Source organism: Bdellovibrionales bacterium, from assembly GCA_016716765.1.
Taxonomy (GTDB): domain Bacteria; phylum Bdellovibrionota; class Bdellovibrionia; order Bdellovibrionales; family UBA1609; genus JADJVA01.
In genome coordinates this window covers 144986-169682 of sequence record JADJVA010000025.1, presented here as the reverse complement: position 1 = coordinate 169682, position 24697 = coordinate 144986, and the positions used below count along the sequence as shown (strand labels likewise).

The window sequence follows — 24697 nt, the reverse complement described above, 5'->3', positions numbered from 1 at the left end:
GCCGAAAAAATGGTAATTCAGCTTTTGTTTGCAATACTGTTAGCAGCGCCCCTGGTTGGTTTTCTGTTTAATGGCTTGAGGTTTAAAAATCCAAATTACGTATTAGCTGGGTCTGTTGCCAGTGGCGCAGCAATCATTTCATTCATTTGTTCGGCTCTACTCGTTTTTCTATTGATACAAATGCCGGCCGGAGAGGGGCGATTTCTGAGGGTCCATTTTTTTGAATGGATGGCTGTTGGCGAATTCAAAGCCAATGCAGCTTTTCTGGTGGATCAGATCAGTGCGATCATGATTTTGGTCATAACGGGTGTTGGCTCGCTCATTCATATCTTTAGCGTGGGCTATATGTCTCATGATGAAAGGCCATCCAAGTACTTTGCTTATCTGAACTTGTTTCTTTTCAATATGTTGCTTTTGGTGCTCGGCGATAACCTGATAGTCATGTTCGTTGGATGGGAGGGGGTTGGCCTTTGTTCATATCTTCTGATTGGTTTTTGGTTTACTGACAAAGAAAAATCTGCGGCCGGAATGAAGGCCTTTATTACAAATCGAATTGGAGACGCAGGATTTTTATTGGGAATATTTCTTCTCTTTGCGACTTTTGGTTCAGTTGAATTTTCTCAATTGAGTCATCTATTGCCGGCCACCGCTGAAACCGGCTGGTCTGGGCCAATTACCCTTGCTTGTTTGTTTCTTTTCATTGGTGCCACAGGGAAGTCAGCTCAAATACCACTTTATGTTTGGCTTCCTGATGCTATGGCGGGTCCCACGCCTGTTTCAGCACTGATTCATGCTGCCACAATGGTAACTGCCGGCGTGTACATGATGGTCAGGTTAAGTGCGGTGTTTGTCCTGGCTCCTCAGGCCATGATGGTTGTGGCTATTGTTGGTGCCCTCACAGCCTTGTTGGCTGCGACAATTGGAATGACACAATGGGATATTAAGAAAGTTTTAGCTTATTCGACGGTTTCTCAGTTGGGATACATGGTTTTAGCTGTGGGCGTAGGGGCTTTCATGCCGGCGATGTTTCACCTGATGACCCATGCTTTTTTTAAGGCTCTGATGTTTTTGGGTTCGGGAAGTGTCATACATGCCATGCATCACGAGCAGGATATTCGAAAAATGGGGGGTCTTAAACCTTACATGCCAATCACATATTGGACCTTTGTGATCGGCTGGGTCGCCATTATAGGACTGCCTCCCTTTGCTGGGTTTTTTAGTAAGGACGAGATTCTTTGGCATGCATTCAACCTTCCAAAAGTAGGTCCCCTGTTCTGGATTGTGGGGGCTTTGACTGCAGCCGCAACTGCATTTTATATGACGAGATTGATGGCATTTGTTTTTTGGGGTAAGCCTCGATTTTCGTCTGAAACTCATCCTCACGAATCTCCTCTTTCTATGACATTGCCATTGATTGTCTTGGCTATCTTATCAGTCATAGGTGGATGGATCGGTATTCCCCACGTAATATCTGCTATTTTGCCAGGGCATCCGGGTCATTTCCTTTCAGAGTGGCTCGAGCCTGTTTTAGCTAAGTTACCTGGCAAAGCTCCGGGAAGCGCGATCTTAGAGTGGTCTTTAATGGGAGTTTCAGTGGGTATTGCTGGTTTGGCCGCTTGGTTCTCGTATGACACCTATATTTTGAATCCTGATCGAACTGCGATAATTACGAGAAAGATTGGTCCTATTTATAGACTTGTCGAAGGTAGATACTGGATAGATGAAATTTACTTTGGGAAACTAATCAATCCGCTCGTGAATTTGAGTAAGGGTCTATGGGTTTACATTGATGTCAGATTTATTGATCAGATAACCTATTGGGTTTCTGATTTTATAAATAGTACAGGAAGGGGGATTCGCTCCCTTCAAAATGGAAATCTCCAACAATATGCCCTTTTTATTGCGATAGGACTGATCTCGTTGATGATTTATTCCCTTTGAGGTGATTCATGTTTTTGACGACTTTAATTTTTCTTCCTCTGTTGATGGCTGGTGTGCTGTGGTTTGCTCCAAGTGAAAAAATCTTGAGGCCTTTGGCTCTGAGCTTTGCGACGGTTGAATTTGTTCTTAGTCTCATTCTTTTTATTAAGTTTGATCCCAGTCACTCTGGGCTGCAGTTGGTAGAGCAGTATCCATGGATTCCTTCTGCGGGGGTGTCTTATTTTCTGGGTATAGATGGAATTTCCTTTTGGTTGATTCTCCTTACAACTTTTCTGACTCCATTGACGATTTTGGGCAGTTGGACCTCGATTGAAAAAAAGCTTCGTGGCTTCTTGGTGGCGATGCTTGTGCTTGAAACAACGATGCTAGGAACCTTTGTGGCGATGGACGCCATCCTGTTCTATACGTTTTTTGAGCTGTCACTTGTGCCAATGTATTTTCTGATCGGCATTTGGGGAGGGCAGAGACGAATCTATGCGACCCTTAAGTTTTTTATCTACACGATGCTTGGGTCTCTGTTCATGCTTCTGGGAATAATTGCAATGATGTTTTATGCCCAAGACCAACTCGGGGTGATTTCGGCGAGTCTCCTTGATTTTTACAAATTGAAAATACCATTTGTGGCCGCGGAGATTTTATCAACACAAACCTTGCTTTTTTTCGCGTTCTCTCTTGCGTTTGCGATAAAAATTCCTCTTTTCCCCTTCCACACCTGGTTGCCTGATGCACACGTGGAAGCGCCAACTCCGGGTTCTGTGATTTTAGCCGGTGTGATGTTGAAGATGGGAACTTACGGGCTGTTGCGTTTTTCGATTCCAATGTTTCCTCAAGCCTCAGAATACTATTCGTGGGTTTTTCTTTTAGTTGGAGCGGTTGGAATTGTTTATGGTGCTTTGGTGGCCATGGTTCAGCCCGATGTGAAGAAATTGGTCGCCTATTCTTCGGTTTCTCATATGGGATATATTGTATTGGGTCTTTTTTCCTTTAACGTATACGGCGTTAATGGTGGTCTGTATCAAATGCTAAATCATGGAATTAGCACAGGGGCCTTGTTTTTACTTGTCGGAATGATTTATGAGAGGACTCATAGTCGTGAAATCACCAAGTATGGGGGATTGGCTTCTGCTGCACCAATTTTTACCATTGTCTTTTTCGTTGTGACTCTCTCGAGCATAGCAGTACCGATGACAAACGGGTTTGTTGGTGAATTCTACATTTTGATGGGGGCATTTATGGGAGCGCGGCCCTACGCTTACTTTGCTGTAGCGGGAGTTGTTCTAGGAGCAGCCTATATGCTTTGGATGTTTAAGCGTATTTTTTATGGCGAAAAGGGACCTTTGGTTGTTGAGCATGAAAAACATGGCTTGGACCTTAATTCTCGAGAGATTTTGGTGATAGCGCCACTGGTTATTTTAATTTTTTGGATGGGGTTGTTTCCGGGACACTTTCTTCGGTGGTCGAATGCGAGTGTTGACCACATCGTAGCCAATCGTACGAGTTATGAGCTCAGTATTTCAGGTAAAGAGAGCTTGCGGGAATCTGTTACTCGTTATTTAACGAACGGATTAAGTAAATAGACTTGGGAGTCTTTTCATGTCGGTAAATTTTCAATTGGTTGATTTGTTACTGGTTAGCCCAGCGATTGCACTTTTTATTGCGAGCCTCATTCCTTTGAGCGTCAAGGTTTTTGGTAAGGGGCGGACGCCAAAGTCGATGTCATCGGTATTGTACGGGCTGATTGGGCTGACAATTGCGGGTGGGTTGACGATTTCGAATTATGGAATTAATCAAACGGCTTTTTCCAAGTCTCTGGTCTTTGATGGAATTGGTAGTTGGTCTGCCATTTTGGTGATTATTGCAACCGCAATGAGTTTGATTTTTGCTAAAGATAATTTGGCTACATCAACACGGCAGTTTGAGGAGCTGGTGTTTCTCATTTTGAATGCTGCGATGGGAATGTTGCTGGTCGCGTGGTCCAATGACTTAATTATGTTGTTTATAGGAATCGAGGTCATGTCCTTGTGCTTGTATTTGGCTATCGCATTGAGCTTAGAAGAACGACTTTCGAAAGAAGCCGCATTTAAATATTTCGTATTAGGAAGCTTTGCTTCTGCGATATTTCTTTATGGGTGTGCCTTCATTTATGGGACGGCAGGTGGGACCTATTTACTTGATCTATCTGAGATCGGGGCTGACCTGATTGGAACAAATCGACTGTTTTTGTTTGGGATTGTAATGGTTGTGGTGGGACTTTCATTCAAAGTTGCGATAGTCCCGTTTCATTTTTGGGCTCCTGATGTCTATCAGGGGTCGGCGACGCCTCTTACAGGTTTTATGGCCGCCGGAGTAAAGCTAGCCATATTTGCAGCGTTCTTGCGCCTTGTTGGGACTCAAGTTCTTAACGGAGAGAGAACGGAGGACCTCATCGTGGGTATTCAGTGGCTGGCGGTCCTTACGATGATCGCTGGAAATGTGACGGCGATCCTGCAAAGAAATCTGAAAAGGATGCTTGCTTATTCGAGTATTGCCCATTCGGGGTATATCTTGGTTGGGGTATTAGCTGCAGGAATTGGGGAATTAGGGCATCTTGGCGCTTCCAGCGTGATGTTTTATGTTTTTGGTTACATGATCATGACCTTGGGATCTTTTGGAATATTGAGTTTACTGGAGAAGAATGAAAATTCAGAAGTAGTTGCGGATGATCTTAAGGGGCTGGGTGCGCGCAGCCCCATGTTGGCTGCCTGCCTAACAGTACTTATGTTGAGCTTGGCAGGTCTTTCGCCAACCTTGGGATTTTTTGGGAAATTTTATATTTTTTCGGCAGCGATCAAGCAGGGCTTTTTTTGGGTATCGTTCTGGGGAGTTGTGAGTTCCGCAATCAGTGTCTTCTATTACTTGCGCCCAGTTGTTTACATGTATATGTCGGAAGGCGGAGGCATTGAGGTCGATCAATCACGAATATTGAGCCGTTGGCTTGTGGGAGCATGTGCTCTGGCGACTTTAGTCCTGGGGATTTTTTCAAACCCCTTTTATGAAGAAATTCGAAAGGCTGTTGCCGGACTATTCTAAGAATTCGCTGCTCTCCTATCGGTCTATAACAGGCAGTTATCGCAGTTACAAAACTATTCGATTCGTAAAGTATATTCATTTGAGATACCTTCTGTGTGGGTCAAATATGGGGGTGTCTTCGTGAAACAGTCGAGAGTCTTTTTTTTGGGTGTGTTCATATTGGCTCTTTTTTTTAGCAGTTTGATCTGATGATCGGTGGAGTCCGGTCTAAAGCTTCAGCTCAGCTTATTGCGTTGCTTTAGATGTTATACTGTCTGAGAGTTGCCATTGCGGCCTTGAATCCAATTTTCACAATTTTGGATAGGATTTTGGGATTCAAACTGAAGTGATCAAAAAAGAACATTTCGTAGTCATGGGGACTAGGGTGAATATAAATATAGTCAACGTTCGGCTTGTAGTTTGTGCGAGAAACCAAAATTTCCATTAACTTTTCGCGGTGTTCAGGGGGGATGTTGGCTTGTCTTAGATATCCATTTACAGCATTTATCAAGCCACGGATTTCCTGTTGGTGTTCAATATGCTTAGCAATCTTCTGTTGGACCACCTGGTAGAGAGCTTGGTTGGCGATAATGGGCATTCCGTATTCGTGAAGCGAACCAATCTCTTCATTGAAATGGTAGGGTTGGATTGAATAGGAAGAAATGACAAGGTCTGATCCATGATCAGCTGCGACATGAGTGCTCAAGGTGTCCCGAATTTCTCCGTCAAAGAAGTAGATTTCCTTTCCTTCTGAATTAGTAATCCCGTAAGGGGCAAAAAATGGAGGTAGGCTGGCGGAGGCTGCGACGGCTTCACTGATATTGGAGTAAGAAGCGTACTTAATTGTCTTCTCTTTAACGGTCTTGTCATAGGCCCCAAACACAACCTTTCTTGAATGATTGAGTTGGGTGGCAATAATGAAGAGGTTGGGACGAAGCGAGTGGAAATCATTGGAGAGCAATACGTCTTCCCGAAGATACTTCTCTATGTTACCGGTCGTAAAAATCCCATTAACTTTAACACCTCTTTTGAGTAAAACTTCAATACCACCTGAAATAACTGGCTTTTTTCGAAACAAGCTTGGGAGGATACGAGTGGCTCGTGGAGTTTTGATATTCAAAGCAAAAATATCGCGGTAGGTGAGAGGTCTTAAATATGAGCCAGTACTTTTGGCCTTCCAGATCGCTGAAGTTAGTCCGGCACCTTGAGTAAAGGCATGGATGATCGCATCGACATCATAGCCAGCTGCTAACAGAGTACTGATCACCGATCCTGCACTAGATCCTACGTAAGTTTGGAATCTAAGAGGAACAGATGGGTCAGGTTGATTCTTAGTCTCTTCCGAATTACGAAATCCACCCTCAAAGCTAAAGCCCTTCTCTTGCAATGCCAGACACACGCCAATATGAAAGGCGGCGGCTTTAATCCCGCCTCCACTCAGTACCAATGAAGGATGCTTTTTTTCACTTAGGCGCATGAGGCTGATCTTATTAAATTTTTTTAACAAAGGAAATGAATTCTCAACTTGATGGGAAGTTGGCCTGGCTTAGCCTCCTTGAGTAAGAGTAAGCGAGAGGATTGAATACTCATCTTGATCATATCCAGAGAATATTCATCAAAAGTGAGCAATTTCTCACAGATTTGGATAGTCTGAATAGTCAGAGATGATATGGATATCCAAATGGTTCCTATGGGAACCAGAAATACACACTAAAACACCGGACGGACAAAGGGCCAGACATTGAGCTGAGTATTCAAACAAGGTGTCAATACAACAAAATTATGATAATTTTGAATAGTCAAAAGGGGGTGTCCTTTGATCGGGCCCGAATGGATCAGTTTAAACGACTACTCAAGCAAATACAAAGTCAGCATTTCAACTCTGAGGCGGAGAATAAAAGAAGATGCCGCAGAGTATAATTTGGAAAATGGAAAATATTGGCTGAAGGACATTCCCCTAATGATGCACCAATTTCATGCCAGTGTGATTTCCAGCGCTCCCCCATCTGTAAGTAGAGATCCAATCGGGCCGGAGCCAATATCAGAGATAAAGGGCCGCCCCTTGATTCAGGATTTGCCACTGAATCAAGGGGTAGAGTCTGACCAATTAGCTCAGACTGTACATTCTGTGCTTCAGGAAATAAAAAAGGCTTACGCCGTCATCCTTCAGGAGAAGGAAGAGCAAATTATTCTGCTCAAAGAGGAGGTCACTGATCTGAAAACCTTGGTTCGGGTGCTTGAGGAAAATAACGCGACTCTCTCCTTAAAGACCGAGACGAGTAAAAAGACCACAATCGCAACTGCAAATCCAGAGGCACTCGTTGATTGGGCTTTCTCGCTCGATAAATAAGCACAGAATTATCCCACAAAAAGTGAATTAGAATTGAGGATGTTGGGCCTGTGCCGGTAACATTTTGTCCCAATCGGCCAAGACAAAATCTCCCTTGTTTGTCACAATGACCAACCGCTTTGAATTCTGGTTGACCCTCACGCCATACAATTCGCCTTCCATGCCCGGGACGAGAGTGCGATACGCGAGCTGGGGACTATCAATATCAGTCGCATCATAGACATCAACATAGTGATCCGAAGACACAGCCACAAAGTAATCTTTGCCGTCAATCTGAGCATATGCCGTCGAGCGATACCCGCTAGGGTTATCAACTCGCTTGGTTACAGAGAGGGCAGGAGAGGGGAGAGGGGAATACTTAAAAAGCCTGAGACCCAGCCGCCGAAGAATACTTTTGATTGGTCAGGAGAAATGGCAGCGGACCAGAGCCCACTGCTGCCGCCATTGTCCATTGGAAAGGTACTCAACAAGTTTCCAGTTGAAAAATCATGGGAGAGAATTGGATCCGCGTTGGCCCAGCCGCCACTCAACACAAAGTTTCCATCTACGACCACCCCTCCATTTCGAGAGCCGGCCAAAGCGGTATTCCATGTTGAAACTAAACTCGCAGCGCCCTCATTGTATTTCAGCTTTGCAACCCCACTTGTCCTTACAATTGAAATATCTGTGTCATTAAGTCCATTTGCTTCATTTATGCCAGCAACGACACGAGCTGATGTAACGGCTAAATCAATAACTCTTGTAAAATTCTATACAGATGGATTTGTTCCCAAGTTCCAGACCTCAGCGCGATTACCTGAATTGCTTGTCACGATCAATCGCCTATTGGACGCAAATAGTTTTACACCCAAACAGGTATTTCCGGTCGGAGAGGGAGTGGTGGCAGACCCGATAGTTTTCACAACGACTGGAGCCAAAATATTCGCAAAGTCCACAACCTGAAAGCAGGTGCTTGTAAAACGTGACCCCAAATATGCGTAGTTAAGATCCCAATCAACATCAATATCAACATATGAATTAGTTGAATTGGATGCCAGTTTTGTTGAGCTAAGAACAAAATCGTCATCAGTCACTGAAAGTGCAATAACAACTGATCCAATATCCAAGCGAGGCGTAGATGGATTTGAAAAATGAAGGGAGAACTGACGAGTTCCCTTTTGTAGGGCATCATTGGAGCCTTGTATACTAAAGTACCCTGAAAGTTGATTTGCGGGAAAAACAAGTGTGCCTGAGGATATGGGGAACTCAAGAGTTGCGGCCGTTCCATTTACATCTAATATTGACCATTCAAGTGAAGCCTCCGCAGCAAGAGGCGAAGATAAAATTAAAACGAAATTTGTATTTGACCCCTCTGCGACAGTGACTGAAGAGCTTCCACCTTGTAAGCTAACAGAAATCTTATTTGAATCCGACCCGATATTTCCCTGTATCGTATTGTTAACTTTGCAACCAAAGAGTTTGAGAAACAGGACAGCAAGCAACAACATTTCCGTAGATCGGAAGCTTCGTCTCGATTTCATCAGATCATCCCCCCACGTACTGCAAATTTCCCAAGATTATATGATAACATGATCTTCGACCAGTTGCCCTGAATTGAAGGGCGAATCAGGCCTGCTCAGCGAGGATCGATGTGTGGTAGAATTTATCGTTTTAGACCATTCATAATGAAACGAGAGGGTTCGGGCTTGGATCTAAAAAACCAAGCCAATCCAATCGGCCTATGCGGTGTATGATATCCGAGCAACTTGATAAAGACCCTTCTCTGCGGATCACGCAGCAGAAGGGTTCGCACCTAATTTCTGCTTTTTCGTGCTCTTTATGAGGTCCTTCTTTTTCTTTGGCTTTTTATCAAAAGCTAAAGCAAAGACTTCATCCAGATTTTCCACGAAAATAAAACTCATCTTCTCTCTAAATTCCGCAGGAATATCTGATAAATCCTTTTTATTTGCCAATGGCAAAATGACCTTGGTGATTCCGTGACTCAGAGCCGCGAGCGCCTTCTCTTTGATTCCGCCGACCGGCAAAACTCGGCCCGATAGAGTTATTTCGCCAGTCATTGCAATGTCGCTTCGTACGGGTGTCTCAGTCATTAAGCTTGTCAAGCAAGTGGCCAATGTGACCCCTGCCGAAGGACCGTCTTTGGGAATCGCGCCAGCCGGAAGGTGAACATGAGCATCGTTTTTGTCAAACCAGTCTTCGTCAATTCCTAATTCAGCTGAATGAGATTTTGCATACGACATAGCTGCAGAAGCAGATTCCTTCATTACGTCTCCGAGCTGACCAGTTAGGACGAGTGCACCTTTTCCCTTCATTTTAAGAGCTTCAACATAAAGGATCTCACCCCCCGCTTGGGTCCAAGCGAGTCCTGTGCATATTCCGATCTGATGTTCCTTCATTTTTTCGTCTCTGATAAATCTAGGCGGCCCAAGAAGGTCTGAGACTCTCTCCGCATCTACAACAACCTTATCCTTATGTCCAGTCACAACAAGCTTAGCGACTTTTCGGCAAATCGAACCAATCTCTCTCTCCAAATTTCGTAGCCCTGCTTCACGGGTATAATGCGAAATAAGATATTTGATCCCATCATCAAGAAACTCGAGGTCATTTTTGGTGATTCCATTTTGTTCTATTTGGCGATCAACAAGATGTTTTTTTGCGATAAGTACCTTGTCGTTTTCAGTGTATCCAGAGATGTGAATGATTTCCATTCGATCCCGGAGAGCTGGAGGTACGTTCTCTAAAACGTTAGCTGTAGCAATAAAGAGCACGTTACTCAAATCGAAGTCAACGTTCAGATAATTGTCTCGAAAAGAGGCGTTCTGTTCTGGGTCAAGAACCTCCAACATTGCAGAGCTTGGGTCGCCTCGAAAATCTGACCCCAGTTTATCGATTTCATCGAGAACGATAACTGGATTGTTTGTCTTTACCTGTTTGAGTGCTTGCACAATTTTTCCTGGCATTGCACCCACATAAGTGCGTCGATGTCCGCGAATCTCAGCCTCGTCTTTAACGCCTCCAAGAGACAGACGGAAATACTCTCTGCCCATAGATCTCGCGATAGATTTACCTAGAGAGGTCTTGCCAACCCCAGGGGGGCCAGCAAAGCAAAGGATAGGTCCCTTTAGATCTTTAACTTTGAGCTTTCTTACGGAAAGAAATTCAAGAATTCGATCCTTAACTTTATGTAGATCATAGTGGTCATCGTTGAGAATTTTTTGAGCCCTATCAATGTCCAGATTATCCACAGTAGCCTTATTCCAAGGCAAGTCCACCATCCAGTCGAGGTAAGTTCTCACCATCGAGGCTTCGCTCGCGTCCGGATGCATGCGTTCCAGTCGACCAAGCTGTTTCAGGGCCTCGTTCAGAACTTCCTCCGGCATTCCAGCATTGCCAACTCTTTCTCTGAGTTCGTCGATCTCTTCAGTTTTTGAATCGGTATCGCCGAGCTCATTTTTGATCGCTCTCATTTGTTCGCGCAAAAAGTACTCGCGTTGACTTTTCGACATCTCATCCTTAGCGGTATTACGAATGCGAGCTTGCATTTGTAGGACCTCTAATTCGCTCGCCAAAATTTCGTTCACAAGTTTCAAGCGTACCTTCGGGTCCCCTGTTTCAAGAACACTCTGTGCGTCTGAGACTTTGAGACCTAAATTTGAAGCAATGAGGTCAGCCAAGCGACCCGGATCAGTGACGTCGTCCAACACCAATAGAATGTCGGGCGAGAGCATTCTGCCCAGGGCTATGATTTTTTCAAGATGCTCCTTTGAATTGCGAATCATGGCCTCATATTCAATCGCAGCACCAGCCTGTTGTGGATCGTCGATCTTCTCGACCTCGACTTCAAAACTCGGCTTGGATTTGCTATATTGAACTATTCGTCCCTTGGACACGCCCTGTATCAGGATCTTAACACGGCCGTCCGATAGTTTTCGCATTCTCATGATCATAGCAATAGTGCCCACTCGATAAATTGAATTTTCGGTGGGGTTTTCTTCTGTTATTTCCTTTTGGGAGGCCAAAAAGATCAGACGATTTTTAGCGAGCGACTCTTCTACGGCCCTTATCGATGACTCTCTTCCAACATACAGTGGGAGTATCATGTAAGGGAAAACGACAATGTCACGCACAGGTAACATTGGCAGGGTTTTTGGTATGTCGATGACCTTATCGTCAAAATTCATATAGCCTCCGCAATTGGCGGGAAATCAATAAATCTCCCTCTCTCTTCTCGGAGCGATAGAGGATCCCTTTAATGGCAAAAGGGGAGAAATGGTCTGGAAATGAAGAATTTTAACAAATCGCCTCAGCCCTTTTGCGGGCGGAAGTTAGATCGATGATACCTTTGTACAGGTGCTTTGAAATGTTGTTAATTTTTATCTATAAAAAATACTTCTGATTCAAATAAAAAAATTTTGGACCTAAGTCCCGAAAGTCCATTTCGAGAAGACACAATCAGTCTCTTTATCTGACGGACTACTTTGTTCGCTTTTCTGACTGAGTGGGCGTAACATTTTTCCACCCATTGATAACTCCCTTGTCAATAAAGAGAGGAAAGGTCGGGCGTTCAACTTCCCGGGATTTATTTGTGTAGAGCGTTCCCAGAACTCCCCTGAAGGCCTTCAATTGTGCCAAATGTTCGGTAAGCCCAATGCGAGTGCGTTCACCATCTTCAATAAGCTCTCTAAGAACTAAACCCGCATCGTAACCCTGAACTTCAAATAGTCCGGGCTCGTCCTGAAATGTCGAAACGAAATCCCGAAAAAAATGAGATTCTCTAAAATGTGGATCGTGCGTCAGGAGGCCATCAACAAAAATCGCCCCCTCAGCGAATTTCTCACCCTTTTCAGCCAGTTCAGGTGTATTCCAAAGATTGGTTCCAAGCAATTTTATTCCCTTTACTTCCTGATACGCAAGCATTGGGGCAATCTGACTGACGGATCGAACTCCATCTGGAATAAACAAAGCCTCAAAATCAATCAAAGGCTGTAGAACTTCTTCAGGAGGAGAAACACGTCCGCCAACAGAACCAATCTTTTTATGCCACTCTTTTAATCTGTGCTTATATTCCTCTAAACGATCCTCAAAGCTTGGAACACCCAACTCATCAGATTTTGAGGCCACGGCGACCGCTGTTTTGCTAAGAAGGCTTCCAATCAATGCGATGACATGGTCTTCCGTCACGAGTCTTTCGACAGATCTTCTCGCAATATCAGGATTGCCCTCGCTATCGAGAACAGCCAACTTTATCTTTGAAGGATTGGGTCCATAAATTCCCAGACCGAGCTGAATGCCCCTTAATGTTTTATAAGCGTAGGTGGAGGCTTTGCCCGAAAGGGGTAAGACGGCCCCCACCGTGAAAGGATCAACTTTACGTCGGGCTTCAATTTGTTTGAGAAGATTTGAGGCTTTTTCTGAAATATCGCTTTCTGGAGCGAGTTCTACTGCCTCGACGAGAAAATCGTAGGATCTCGAAAAATCCCTTTGTTCAAAAAGTAGAGTACCGATTCTCAATACAGCAATACTGCGGACGAAGCCAAAATTTTTGTCCCTTGCGACAATTTCCAAATCAGGATCGCTCAAATGAGATTCAACAAAATCCAAAGCCCGATTTCTGTGTACTTCCCTGAGTTTGAGATCGGTATCGTTTTCAGCGAGAAAGATCAATGTTCTCAAGGCATCAAGTCGATCCCCAACTTCGCTCAACACCTGAAACCTCAATCGATAGATGTCCAGACGAGCAGAATCCGAAAGCCCCTGAACAGCCAGACATTTATTGGTTAGGCTAAGCACTTCATCATAACTGCCAAGTTTAGCTAAGGCACGAGCGGCTCCCAACAGAGCATCTGTTTCCCGCGGACTAAATACCGTGCTATTGACGACAGAAATGTAGGATTCATAGGCGCTCCGATAGTCACGACGATCCATGTAAATCTGACCCATAAGAATATAGGCATCGTCAGCCAGGTCAGATTCGGGGTGTTTTTGAACGATTCCCTTGAGTTTTGTTAAGGCTCTTTCGTAGGAACCTGCAGCCATATCAATTTGCACTTTGCTCAGGACATCCTGAACAGGGCGAGCCGCCGCAGTAGGCTCCTTTTTTTTTGGAGTACTGACACAAGAACCCAAGCTCAGAAGCATCAGGTAAATCAGAAAATTCGAAAAAAAATGGAAGATTTTTGATTTCATTTTCGGCTTTTTATAACTTGTTGAGCGTTGGTCATAAATTCTGCCACCATCGGGGATTTCTGAGTAAGATGTGATAACTTAGAGATAGCCGCTCTTTCTGACTCATTTACTTCCTGTGGAATATCTATAACAATGCGAATGAGCATATCGCCAGCCGCATGTTCGCCAATTGCAGGAAAACCTTTATTTTTAAGTCTGAAGACCTGACCCGTATGAGTTCCCGGTGGAATTTTTAGACTGGCTTTTCCGAGCAGAGTTGGAATTTCAGTCTCTGTGCCCAAAATAGCATCTACAAAAGAAATGGGCAGATCCAAAGTCACGTCATTTCCATCCCTCTTGAAAAGCGGATGGTCCTGCAAAGTCACTATGACGCAGAGGTCTCCTGGAGCTCCGCCCTTTTGCGCTGAATCACCTTCACCCCGCAGCTTCAAACGCTGACCATTACGAACACCTGAGGGGACCGTGATAGAAAGCTTTGCGGTTTCTTCCTTATTGCCTCTTCTCCGAATGAAAGAGATCATTTTTTCGCAACCCTTGGAGGCCTCTTCAAAACTAATTGAAAGCGTATATCGAAGGTCACACCTTGCTGACGATCAAATCCTTGTGCCTCTGGTCTTGGGCCTCCGCGACCTCGCCGAGCACCACCACCAAAGCCCTCGCCAAAAAATTCATTGAATATGTCATTGGCTGAGCCGGGGTCACCGCCTCCAAATCCTCCAAAATCGCCGAAGCCCGCTCCGCCAGCAGCCCCTCCTCCAAAAGGATTCTTACCGCCTCCGAAGCCTCCGGCCTGAGCTCCCACTTGGCCAAATTGATCGTACATTTGGCGCTTTTTCGGATCCCTAAGAACCTCGTAGGCTTCGCTGATTTCCTTGAAGCGCTCTTCTGCCTGATGATTGCCGGGATTCTTGTCCGGATGATACTTTAATGCCAATTTACGGTAGGACTTCTTAATGTCTTCAACGGTCGCTGAGCGAGAAATTCCTAGCGCTGAGTAGTAATCACGTTTGGACAAAATCAACCTCTTTACTGCTGCATTATTGCCGATCACTATTCCCAGATTTAGGTTCTCTTGCCACCACAACCTGGGCGGGTCGAATCACGCGGTCATGAAGTTTATAGGCTCGTCTAAAGACCCTGCTTATATGCCCGGGAGGGATCTGACTCGTTTCCTCACTGCTCAATGCCTCGTGCAATGAAGGGTCAAATTGCTCACCAATCGGGTCTGTCCCCAGAACTCCAAAACGAGCCAAAACTCCGCGCAACTCCTCCGCTGTCAGCCGGACTCCATTCACAAAGGCCTCAATCGTATCAGGACTGACGTTCATCTCAAGTGCTCTGTCCAGCACGTCCAGTACATCCAGCAAAGAAAGAATAAGCCTCTCTGATCCGTATTTAACCAAATCAGATCTTTCACGAATCATATGCTTTTTATAGTTATCGAACTCGGCCTTTAAGTAAAGGAAATCGCTTTTGCATTTTTCCAATTCTTCATTGAGTTGAGTGGAGGAATAATCCTGAGAAGTTTCTACTGAGACCTCCCCCGCCTCGCTTGCAATTTCATTGTGATCTGATCCGTCTCCATTGCTTCGATTTCTACCATCACCCGACAAGAGAGCCTCCAAAGAAATAGTATCGTTATTATAGGCCAAAGTATGGAGGCAAAACGCCGTTTGTCAATGCGTCAAATCCAGTTAGGTCATACTTTCTGCAGCAAAATCCTGCCTTTCAAAAGTCAGCTCCAAAAATATCCGATTGCTCAGTCGTTCTCCCTTTGACGTCAAAGTCCAAGCCTGTTCATTTTTAACAAGGAAGCCTGATTTCTCAAGATCTATCAATTTGGGGACCACTATTTCTCCTATGGAGTGACCAAATTCGGAGAAGAGACGAACAAAGGAAAGTCCTTCCCTTATTCGTAGCGAAGTGTGGCAGAAATCGGTCAGAGCTTCGTGGACCTTCAAATACTCAATCTGGCTCGAGGGAAAACCAAGATGTCTTTCGTTACCTTGAAGACCATATATTTGGCTTTCGTAAGTGTCCAGCCCACTAAGGTTCCAAAATCGCACTCCCTGCTGAATTCGAGGATCATAGGAATGGGCGCTAAGGCCTAGACCCCAATAAGCTCCATTCTTCCAGTAGAGCAGGTTGTGGCGAGACTCCCTTTTCGGCTTTGAAAAATTTGAAATTTCGTATTTGTTAATCCCCATTGTTCTGAGTCGTTCCTCTATAGCCTCAAACATGTCAATTTGAGTTCCCTCCGGTGGCCGGTTCTTGGCCATGGGATGGCCGCTTGGAACTGTCAGGCAATAGGCGCTCAAATGCGGCGGGTCAAACAGCTCGACTTCATCCAAATCTTCCTTGAGCTGGTCCAAGGTTTGGCTGGGGAGGGCAAACAGAAGGTCGAAGGAATAATTGAGGTTTCTCTCCCTCAATAATCTCAGCGTGTGACGAGTGTCCTCAGCGAGATGGCGTCTTCCACAAAGTTTTAATAGGTCATCATCAAAGGATTGAGCACCAACGCTGAACCGATTGATGCCAGATTTGATATAGAAGTCTAGCTTCTCCTCGTCAATTGTGGCGGGGTTGATTTCAATAGTCACTTCTGAATCCGAATCAATCTCAAAGCCGCAATTGGCAAGCTCACTAATAATGGATAGAATGGAGGCAGCGGGGATAAGGCTTGGAGTTCCTCCTCCAAAGTAGAGGCTCGCCAATTTAGTCGGTTCAAATAAGGAGGATCGTTGCTGAATTTCACGGAGAAGAATTTGCAGGTATTTTTCGGGAGGCATGATCTCGCTGAATTCAAAAGTAGTGAAGTCGCAGTAACGACAACGCTGTAAACAATAAGGAATGTGGACATAAACACCAAAGTCCATAGGCAGGTATTAAACGATGTCTAAGAAATTTCAATTAAAAAACGGTTTGAAAGTTCTATTTGTAGAGAGCAACAAATCACCTGTCGTCTCAGTGCAGATGTGGGTGAAAACGGGGAGTGCAGACGAACGCAAAGGAGAAGAAGGAATCAGTCACTTCATTGAACATCTGCTTTTTAAGGGAACTAGGAAATATGGGGTTGGCCAAATTGCTTCGACTGTTGAAGGGGCCGGGGGCGAGCTCAATGCTTATACTTCTTTTGATCAAACGGTATTTTATATAACGATTTCAAAACATTTTTCCGACACGGCTTTAGACGCCATCGTCGAAATGATGGGATTTCCGCTCTTTGACGAACAGGAAATTAACAATGAGCGAGAAGTTGTGATTGAGGAAATCAAACGTGGTCAGGACGATCCTCATCGTCGCTCCAGTCAGCTTTTGTTTTCGACAAGTTATAAGAAGCATCCCTATGGCACTCCGGTTATAGGCTTTGAAAAAGTGATACGATCCATTTCAAGAAGAAAAATCATTGAGTATTACCAGAGTCGTTATGTTCCTAAAAATATGACCCTATTGGTCGTTGGCGACTTTCAACACAATGAAATGAAGAAGAAGGTGGAAAAACTGTTCGGAGAGTTACAGCCTTTCAAGCTAAGAAAAGTGAAACGCACCAAGGAACTAGTCCAGAAATCGCCAAGAATAAAGATAGAAAAAGTGTCTTTTGAAGAAACGCTTTTAACTTTAGCATGGAAGACACCACCCATTAGTCACAAGGACACTCCAGCTCTTGAGGTGCTAGCCCTCATTCTTGGTCAAGGGGACAGCTCCCGATTAACAAAGCGACTCAGGCTCGATCGTCCATTGGTAAACTACATTGGCGCGAGTAATTTTTCTCCTATTGATCCTGGATTTTTCGCAGTCTCACTCTCCACGACAAGGGAAAATTTGGAAATGGCCTTGAACGGAATTCGTGAAGAGCTTCATGTTATTCTTTCTCAACCACCTGAAGAGGAGGAAATAAAAAAAGCCGTCGTCAATTTGGCGAGTGAGGAGTTTTATGCCTTAGAAACTGTTGATGGCATGGCGAGGAAGTTTGGCTCCTATGAACATCTTTTTGGAGACTACCGGTATTTTAGTGAATTTATAAAATCGGTTTATTCTTTGACTTCAGCAGACATTCTTCGAGTTGCAAGAAAATATATTCAACCCAAAACCCTCAGCATGATATTGACGACGTCGCGCGGAGAGAAGACGGCTGAAGAAATACTAAAAAAATGGGCAAAATCCTTTTCGATACCCTCAAAAATCCAAGCTGGATCAAAGAGAGCACAAAAAAGTGCACCTAAGCTAAAATGGAAAATGGCCGGTATTAAGGATTCGGGCGAGAACATTCCACAGAGGCATCGCCTTAATGGAGGAATTTTTATTGTTCGAACAGCTCATGACACCCCTGTCGTTAATTTGAGATGTGCCTTTCGAGGTGGATTGCGACTCGAAAGTCCCAATAAGTGTGGTCTTACTGAACTGTTGGCGCGAACTTGGGCGACGACCACAGAAAGTCTATCGGAATCCGAAATGTATAAAACCATGGAGAGCATGGCCGCCGGGCTGTCCTCGTTTGGAGGACGTAATACAGCTGGGATTAATCTCACTGCCATGTCGGCCTTTTGGTCAAAGAGCTTGGATATTTTTGGTAAGGTTCTGCTGGAGCCTTCATTTAGCGAGGAGGTTATTGAACGAGAGAAAATTGTAATTCTGGAACAGCTTAAGAACCGAAATGACAATCCAGCCCAGGTGGCTATCCATGATTTCATGGCAAACATGTTTGGCAATCATCCTTATGGTCGTGATCCACTTGGTGAGGAATCCAGCATAAAATCTATCACCCGAGAAGATTTGGTTTCACATTATAAAAAGATGGTATCAAGGAAGAACTTTACGGCGGTGGCATCGGGGCACTTGGACGAAGACAAACTCAGAGAGAGCCTAACTGCTTTCTTAGAAAAATTGCCCGAGGGAGAAATCAAGGGGGAAACCTTTGAGTTCAAAAAACCAAGCGTTCCGATCAGATCTTATCTCCAAAGCGATAAAGAACAAACCCACATTGTTGTTGGTTATCCTGGAATAACATTCACAGACAAGAGACGTTATACGCTACAAGTTCTGCAGTCAATTTTAGCCGGTCAAGGAGGGCGCCTATTTCTTGAACTGAGAGACAAGGCATCTCTTGCTTATTCAGTGGCTCCTTTGCGAATGGAAGGGATTGATGCGGGCTATTTCGGCGCGTACATTGGGTGCTTCCCAGAAAAGGGCGCAAAGGCAATTGAAATGATGCAAACAGAGTTTGATAAACTGTGCGACCAATTGGTTTCTGAGGTAGAGATTGTTCGCGCACGAAGTTATTTGATTGGTCGTTATGATATTGATCTTCAAAAAAATTCGGCCATCACAGCGGCGATTCTTTTTGACGAGGTCTATGGTCTCGACTATCGGGAAGCCTTTCGTTACGCCGAAAAGCTTGAGGTCGTCACAGCCAAGGATATTCGGGAACTCGCCCAAACCCTATTTTCACAGCCCTCAGTGATCACAGCGATTGGGAGAGACCGACCCTGGTAGGCAAGGCCAGTCAGACCAATAGTTGGCGTTTATGAAATCGATAATGGATACTTATCGAGACTTGAAAAAATGATCCATTTTGAGTCGCTGGGGCCGTCCATTCTTCAATTAGGTCTTGGTTTTGGCAAAAATCAAACTATTTTTGATAAAATCGAGGAGTAATTGTTCCGATATTCTATATGAGAGTATTGGCTGTTGATTGGCTCTCTTTCATTAAGGAAAGAAGGATGGATCAGACGAAGAAGAAGGTAGCAAGTCCAGATCTTGTCGCCAGTTCCAGGGAGTATTTTTCTGAGTCAGTCACTGATGCGTTTCGAGAATGCAAATTGGAAGCCTCTGCAGACGTCAAAACCTACATCGTTGATTTACTTGAATTCTATTTGCATACAGGAAATCTTTTTTATCTGTCTAAAGAGGACGGGAAGAAGAGCCAGGAGACGTTGGCTGAGCTCTATTTGAAAGCTATCGGCGCCCAACCTCCAGTTAGCTTTGAGATGTTTAAAAGGCTTGCCGATTCGAGTCTATATATCAGTGGGTTCTTTGGAGACTCGCTAAAAAGAAAGATTGTGGACGTAGATTATTATGCCGGAATTGGTGGGTCTGCTTACAGACACTTGGCCTCTCTTTCAGGTCGGACATTGAAGGCGGGTGTTTTCAATGATTTTTCTCTGAGATTTTTGGATTTTGTGGACGTATTGACTTGTGTGAGCCAAAAGGCCTTTTTTGTAAATCAAGAGGACTTGCTGCGTCTTTATGATCGTTATGTTCTAACTGGCTCAAGACAAGCCGAGGATCAGTTGTTGGATCGAGGGCTTTTCACTCCAACGACTTACGCAAAAAAAGTAGTTAAGCAGTAAGAAAGGTCAATGGACCTTCAAATTTCCCTATGGTAGCATCCCCTTATGTTTAATTTAGGTTTTTCAGAGATGGTTCTACTCTCTGTTCTAGCGCTCATATTTATTGGCCCGAAGCAGTTGCCCGAGTTAGCTCGGGTTGTTGGCCGTTTGCTCAATGAGTTTAAGAGGGCAACGGGAGAACTAACCTCCTCTTTCACTGATATCAAGCATCAAACGGATCGTTTTGTGCATAAAACTGAGGACCAGGTACGCCAGCAGCTATCAATAGATAAATTAGGTAAGGCGGATAAGGCAACTCCAGATGGCGATGGCGAGGGCGACAGCAACTTCGATAGTTTGAAGGTTGAGGCCGAGGTCAGTTCGGAAGAATCCAAACCAATTGAAGCGAACAAACTAAAATATGAATAATTTTAGCGACGAACCAAATCAAACTCTTGTGGAGCACCTGTCGGAATTGCGAATAAGGTTGATGTGGTCAATCTTAGGGGTTTTTCTTGGATTTATTGTTTGCTGGGGCTTTAGTGATTTCTTATTTGATATCGCAAGGGGGCCTATTTCGCCTTATCTGAAAAACACGGCTGGAGGCTTGGTTTTTACGGCCCCAATGGACAAATTTTTGGCTCATTTGAAGGTGGCTGTTTTGGCGGGGACTTTGGTGTCTTCGCCGTTCTGGCTTTACCATGTCTGGAAATTTGTGGCTCCTGGGCTCTATGAAAAGGAAAAAAAGTACGCCGTCGCATTTGTGGGCTTTGGCACTGGCTTGTTTATGCTCGGGATGTGTTTTGTGTATTTCATTGTTCTTCCAATGGCGTTTAAATTTCTGATGACCTTTGGAGGCAGCACGGACACTCCAATGATAACTATTGGAGAGTACCTTTCCTTTTTTGTGACGACGACTTTGGTTTTTGGTCTTGCTTTTGAAATGCCGCTCATATTGACAATTTTGGGAATTATGGGCCTCGTGTCTTCTTCATTTTTAAGTAAATACAGGAGATATTCCTATGTGATATTGGCTGTCGCCTCAGCAATATTCACTCCGCCAGATGCCTTGAGCATGATATTGATGCTTGTTCCCCTTATCCTTCTATATGAGATGTCCATATTTTTGGTAAAAATATTTGAAAAAATTCCGAGCAGCGAGCCGACCACAAAATCATGAGTTCAGAATCTATAGGGTCAGGGTTTCCTTATGTTGCCCAAACACTTTCCTAAGGGTGTCAGAAATTTCACCTAGAGTAACTTTGTTTTCAACGGCTTCGACAAATAGGGGCATAAGGTTTTGTCGACTGTCTTGAGCCGCATTTTGAATTCTCTCCAACGAAGTCTTTACAAGTGAGGCGTTTCTCTTTTTTATAAAAATATTGAGCCTGGAGATCTGGTCCCTGGAGATCTCATCTGAAATTCTCAGAGTTTCAATTTTTGATTGCTCTGACGTCTCAAAGCAGTTAACGCCCACAATCTTTTGATTGCCACTCTCAACGTCCAGCTGGAACTTGTAGGCAGCATTTTGTATTTCATTTTGAATCCAACCGGACTCAATGCAAGCGATCACGCCTCCCAATGCTTCGATGCGGTCGATGTATCCCGTTGCCAAGGTTTCCAGTTGATTGGTGAGTGATTCGATAAAAAAGGATCCGCCCATGGGATCCGCTACATCGGTGACCCCAGATTCATGAGCGATAATTTGTTGGGTACGAAGGGCAATAGTGACCGCGTTTTCAGTAGGTAGACCCAAGGCCTCATCCATGCTGTTTGTGTGTAGACTTTGAGTTCCACCCAAAACAGCTGCGAGGGCCTGGAGTGTCACTCGAACTATATTATTCTCTGGTTGCTGGGCGGTCAGAGTGACTCCTGCTGTTTGGCTGTGAAAACGAAGCTTCATAGAGCGAAGATCTTTAGCTCCAAATCGCTCTTTCATGATCTTTGCCCACATTCGTCGGGCCGCCCGAAACTTTGCAATTTCCTCAAAAAAATTATTTTGCACGTTAAAGAAAAAACTAAGTCGTCCAGCGAAATCATCTACAGAGAGCCCTTGAGACAAGGCTGCCTCAACGTAGGTAATTCCATTAGCAAGAGTGAACGCAATCTCTTGGGCCGCTGTGGCCCCGGCCTCGCGAATATGGTATCCCGATATACTTATTGTGTTCCATTCCGGAAGTTCCCGCCCGCAATAATCAAATATATCTGTAATAATACGCATGGATGGCTGAGGAGGATAGATATAGGTACCCCGTGCAATGTACTCCTTGAGTATATCGTTTTGTATGGTGCCCCTCAGCTTCTTTAGCTAAAGCCTCTTTGTTTGGCAATCGCAATGTAGAAGGCAAGTAATATTCCTGCAGTTGAGTTGATAGTCATAGAAGATGAGATTTCTTCGAGAGGAATTCCCTCCAGAAGTAAATTCATGTCCTCAATGGTCGAAATGGCGACACCTACTTTTCCGACTTCGCCGTTTGCCATGGGGTGATTGGAATCGTAACCCATTTGTGTGGGGAGATCGAACGCAATACTGAGTCCGGTGGTTCCTTTAGCGAGCAGAGACTTGTACAGTCGATTGCTTTCTTGGGCAGAACCGAAGCCTGCATACTGGCGCATGGTCCAGAGACGGCCCCGATACATACTGGGCTGAATTCCGCGAGAAAAGGGATACTCTCCAGGAAGAGAAGAATCAGCTTGGTTCTCATTTATCGGTGCGAGGTCGCGTTGATCGTAACAGGTCTTCAGTTCTATTCGGCTGGAATTGAAAAAAGTCGATTTGTCATTTTCAGTCTTATTGACTTCACTCATGACTCAAAACGAATCAGTACGGTTCCATTATCGACGTTTTCGCCTTCCTTTACTTCAATGGATTTAATTTGCACCTCACGTGGAGCTCGCATTTCGTTTTCCATTTTCATCGCTTCCATGATCAGCAGAGGAGTGCCTGCCGGAACAATGCTTCCTTCCGCCACCAAAATTTTGACAATTTTTCCTGGCATTCCTGAGTCGAGGCTGACTCCACCACCAAAAGATCCTCCTGCCTTGAGACTCTCATGAAGTAGCTTTTCTTCGTTGTAAATTTTAATATTTCGAAAGGTACCGCGCGTGAAAACGGTATAATCAGTGTCTTTACCGATGCAATCCACGAGGTAGGAACTGTTGTTAAACAATAAACTGATCGTGTCCTCTGCAAATTGGTAGTCTACTTTGGGAATCTTGTGATTTATCCAATCAGAGGTTCCCTCACGAATAGAAACCTGCCAGGAATGACGACTCTCAGTGACGGTGACTTCGTATTTTATTCCATTGCTTTCTGCTTCGAAGTACATATCTAAACCCTCATGCCTTTGGAGCGCCCAAGTTCTTTCCAGCGGCTAGCCAAATTAAATTCACCAATATTGCGCGATTTGCTATCGATATAAGCAGTGATAGCTGCCGAAATCAAAAAAACATGCTCGTCAACAAACATAAATAGCTGCTTTTGTTCGCGACCCTTCATTTGGTTATCTAGGAACTGAGTGGTGTAGCTACCATCCAAGAAGGTCGGGTGCTCCAGAATATTCTTGTGAAGAACAATGTTCGATTTCACGCCAGTTAACATGAATTCTGCAAGGGCCCGTTTCAAGCGGCGAATGCAGGTTTGTCTATTGGGTCCCCAAACAACTAACTTTGCAATCATGGAATCGTAGTAAATGGGAATCTCATACCCAGGGTAGGCATAACCATCTACTCGAACAAAGGGCCCCTGAGGGATTCGACACTTACGAATCGTTCCCGGGCATGGGGCAAAAGAAATTGGATCCTCAGCGCATATCCGGAGTTCAATCGAATGTCCGTTCTGTTTGATTTCTTCCTGACGGAAGGACAATTTTTGGCCAGCAGCAACCAGAAGCTGCTCCTGGACCAAATCAATTCCAGTTACCATTTCTGTAATGGGATGTTCAACTTGCAAGCGCGTGTTCATCTCCATGAAGAAGAATTCTTTGGTGTTATTGTCAAAAATGAATTCTATGGTGCCGGCCCCGACGTAATTGATCGACTTGGCCGCTCGAACGGCCACTGCACCCATTTTTCTCGAATTTCATTCGGCACGGCTATACTTGGACTCTCTTCGATAATTTTTTGGTTTCGTCTTTGTACCGAACACTCTCGTTCAAACATGTGGACGGCATTCCCGAATTTATCGCCGAAGACCTGAATTTCAATGTGCTTGGGATTTTGAATGAAGCGCTCGATGAATACCCGATCGTCCTTGAAATAATTTTTCCCTTCGGATTGGCAAGTGCGAAAGGCCGCGGGCAACTCATCCGGATGGTGGGCCACTCGGATTCCCTTGCCTCCGCCACCGGCCGAAGCTTTTATCATGACGGGATAGCCTATTTTTTCGGCTTCCAAGAGTGCGTGCTGTTCGTTGTCAATCGCACCAGCTGATCCGGGGACGGTTGGAACGCCAGCTGCCTTCATCAGTTCGCGGGAGGCAAGTTTGTCTCCCATGGCTTCAATATTTTCAGGGGTGGGCCCGATAAAAGTAATCCCTGCCTTTTCGACCAAGCGAGCAAACTCGGCATTCTCACTCAGGAAACCATATCCGGGATGAATGGCATCAGCCCCAAATTCTTTTGCGACAGCTATGATTTTATCACTTCGCAGGTAGGAATCTTTGCTAGGGCCTGGACCAATTAAAATAGCGCGATCCGCAAGTAACACGTGAGCGCTGTTGCGATCAGCCTCGCTGTACACCGCGAGAGTATCAATTCCAAGTTCTCGACAGCACCTAATAATTCTGATCGCAATTTCGCCTCTATTTGCAATAAGTACTCTTTTAAATAACATAGTTGGTTTC

19 protein-coding genes and 2 pseudogenes are annotated in these 24697 nt (G+C 44.7%); 8 read left to right on the top strand and 13 right to left on the bottom strand.

What is annotated here, in order from left to right; all coding sequences use genetic code 11:
* The first annotated feature begins 9 nt into the window (after positions 1–9).
* From nuoL to IPL83_17095, 3 genes are read left to right on the top strand one after another with little or no spacing between them, the layout of a single operon-like run.
* Positions 10–1941, top strand: coding sequence for an NADH-quinone oxidoreductase subunit L (nuoL, locus tag IPL83_17105; GenBank protein ID MBK9040843.1), 1932 nt, complete (start codon positions 10–12; stop codon positions 1939–1941).
* 8 nt (positions 1942–1949) lie between these two features.
* Positions 1950–3518 (top strand): NADH-quinone oxidoreductase subunit M, encoded by a 1569-nt coding sequence (locus IPL83_17100; GenBank protein MBK9040842.1) that lies wholly within the window; start codon positions 1950–1952, stop codon positions 3516–3518.
* Positions 3519–3534: 16 nt separating this feature from the next.
* Entirely contained in the window at positions 3535–5010 is a 1476-nt protein-coding gene (locus tag IPL83_17095; GenBank protein ID MBK9040841.1) for an NADH-quinone oxidoreductase subunit N, read from the top strand.
* Between the two features lie 238 nt (positions 5011–5248).
* Here the strand turns inward: IPL83_17095 and IPL83_17090 are convergent, their stop codons facing one another.
* Positions 5249–6466, bottom strand: a complete 1218-nt coding sequence (locus IPL83_17090) for a patatin-like phospholipase family protein (GenBank protein ID MBK9040840.1) — start codon at positions 6464–6466, stop codon at positions 5249–5251.
* A 339-nt stretch (positions 6467–6805) separates the two neighbouring features.
* Between IPL83_17090 and IPL83_17085 the strand changes: the two genes are divergently transcribed.
* Positions 6806–7339, top strand: coding sequence for a hypothetical protein (locus IPL83_17085; GenBank protein MBK9040839.1), 534 nt, complete (start codon positions 6806–6808; stop codon positions 7337–7339).
* 27 nt (positions 7340–7366) lie between these two features.
* On the opposite strand, the gene IPL83_17080 is transcribed toward IPL83_17085, so the two are convergent.
* The 9 genes from IPL83_17080 to hemW form a co-directional block, all read right to left on the bottom strand.
* The gene (locus tag IPL83_17080; GenBank protein MBK9040838.1) at positions 7367–7591 is read right to left on the bottom strand and encodes a hypothetical protein; all 225 of its coding nucleotides are present in this window, start codon (positions 7589–7591) and stop codon (positions 7367–7369) included.
* A 71-nt stretch (positions 7592–7662) separates the two neighbouring features.
* On the bottom strand, positions 7663–7917 hold the full coding sequence (locus IPL83_17075) for a hypothetical protein (protein ID MBK9040837.1): 255 nt from the start codon (positions 7915–7917) through the stop codon (positions 7663–7665).
* Positions 7918–8088: 171 nt separating this feature from the next.
* Positions 8089–8859 carry a hypothetical protein gene (locus tag IPL83_17070; GenBank protein MBK9040836.1) on the bottom strand — a complete coding sequence of 257 codons (771 nt, stop codon included), beginning with the start codon at positions 8857–8859 and terminating at the stop codon, positions 8089–8091.
* 249 nt (positions 8860–9108) lie between these two features.
* Positions 9109–11520 (bottom strand): endopeptidase La, encoded by a 2412-nt coding sequence (gene lon / locus IPL83_17065; GenBank protein MBK9040835.1) that lies wholly within the window; start codon positions 11518–11520, stop codon positions 9109–9111.
* A 292-nt stretch (positions 11521–11812) separates the two neighbouring features.
* Complete coding sequence (locus tag IPL83_17060; GenBank protein ID MBK9040834.1) at positions 11813–13525, bottom strand: ABC transporter substrate-binding protein; 1713 nt, start codon at positions 13523–13525, stop codon at positions 11813–11815.
* Positions 13522–14082: a hypothetical protein gene (locus IPL83_17055; protein MBK9040833.1), complete on the bottom strand. Its 561-nt coding sequence runs from the start codon at positions 14080–14082 to the stop codon at positions 13522–13524. The genes IPL83_17060 and IPL83_17055 overlap by 4 nt, the downstream gene beginning before the upstream one ends.
* Positions 14043–14546 carry a DnaJ domain-containing protein gene (locus IPL83_17050; GenBank protein MBK9040832.1) on the bottom strand — a complete coding sequence of 168 codons (504 nt, stop codon included), beginning with the start codon at positions 14544–14546 and terminating at the stop codon, positions 14043–14045. Before IPL83_17050 ends, IPL83_17055 begins: the two co-directional genes overlap by 40 nt.
* Positions 14547–14562: 16 nt before the next feature.
* Positions 14563–15138, bottom strand: a complete 576-nt coding sequence (locus IPL83_17045; GenBank protein ID MBK9040831.1) for a nucleotide exchange factor GrpE — start codon at positions 15136–15138, stop codon at positions 14563–14565.
* 81 nt (positions 15139–15219) lie between these two features.
* Positions 15220–16401, bottom strand: a complete 1182-nt coding sequence (hemW, locus tag IPL83_17040; protein ID MBK9040830.1) for a radical SAM family heme chaperone HemW — start codon at positions 16399–16401, stop codon at positions 15220–15222.
* Between the two features lie 16 nt (positions 16402–16417).
* Here hemW and IPL83_17035 point away from each other — a divergent pair, with 16 nt between their 5' ends.
* The 4 genes from IPL83_17035 to tatC all read left to right on the top strand — a co-directional run bounded on the left by IPL83_17035 (position 16418) and on the right by tatC (position 21034).
* Entirely contained in the window at positions 16418–19018 is a 2601-nt protein-coding gene (locus IPL83_17035; GenBank protein MBK9040829.1) for an insulinase family protein, read from the top strand.
* A gap of 227 nt (positions 19019–19245) precedes the next feature.
* Positions 19246–19875, top strand: coding sequence for a hypothetical protein (locus IPL83_17030; GenBank protein MBK9040828.1), 630 nt, complete (start codon positions 19246–19248; stop codon positions 19873–19875).
* A gap of 69 nt (positions 19876–19944) precedes the next feature.
* Positions 19945–20283 (top strand): twin-arginine translocase TatA/TatE family subunit, encoded by a 339-nt coding sequence (locus IPL83_17025; protein MBK9040827.1) that lies wholly within the window; start codon positions 19945–19947, stop codon positions 20281–20283.
* The gene (gene tatC / locus IPL83_17020) at positions 20276–21034 is read left to right on the top strand and encodes a twin-arginine translocase subunit TatC (protein MBK9040826.1); all 759 of its coding nucleotides are present in this window, start codon (positions 20276–20278) and stop codon (positions 21032–21034) included. Before IPL83_17025 ends, tatC begins: the two co-directional genes overlap by 8 nt.
* 9 nt (positions 21035–21043) lie before the next feature.
* Here the strand turns inward: tatC and IPL83_17015 are convergent.
* From IPL83_17015 to accC, 3 genes and pseudogenes are all read right to left on the bottom strand, one after another.
* Positions 21044–22662, bottom strand: a pseudogene (locus IPL83_17015) (methylmalonyl-CoA mutase).
* Entirely contained in the window at positions 22659–23183 is a 525-nt protein-coding gene (locus IPL83_17010; protein ID MBK9040825.1) for an acetyl-CoA carboxylase biotin carboxyl carrier protein subunit, read from the bottom strand. The pseudogene IPL83_17015 and the gene IPL83_17010 overlap by 4 nt, the downstream one beginning before the upstream one ends.
* A 2-nt stretch (positions 23184–23185) precedes the next feature.
* A pseudogene (gene accC, locus IPL83_17005) lies at positions 23186–24687 on the bottom strand (acetyl-CoA carboxylase biotin carboxylase subunit).
* Positions 24688–24697: the final 10 nt, after the last annotated feature.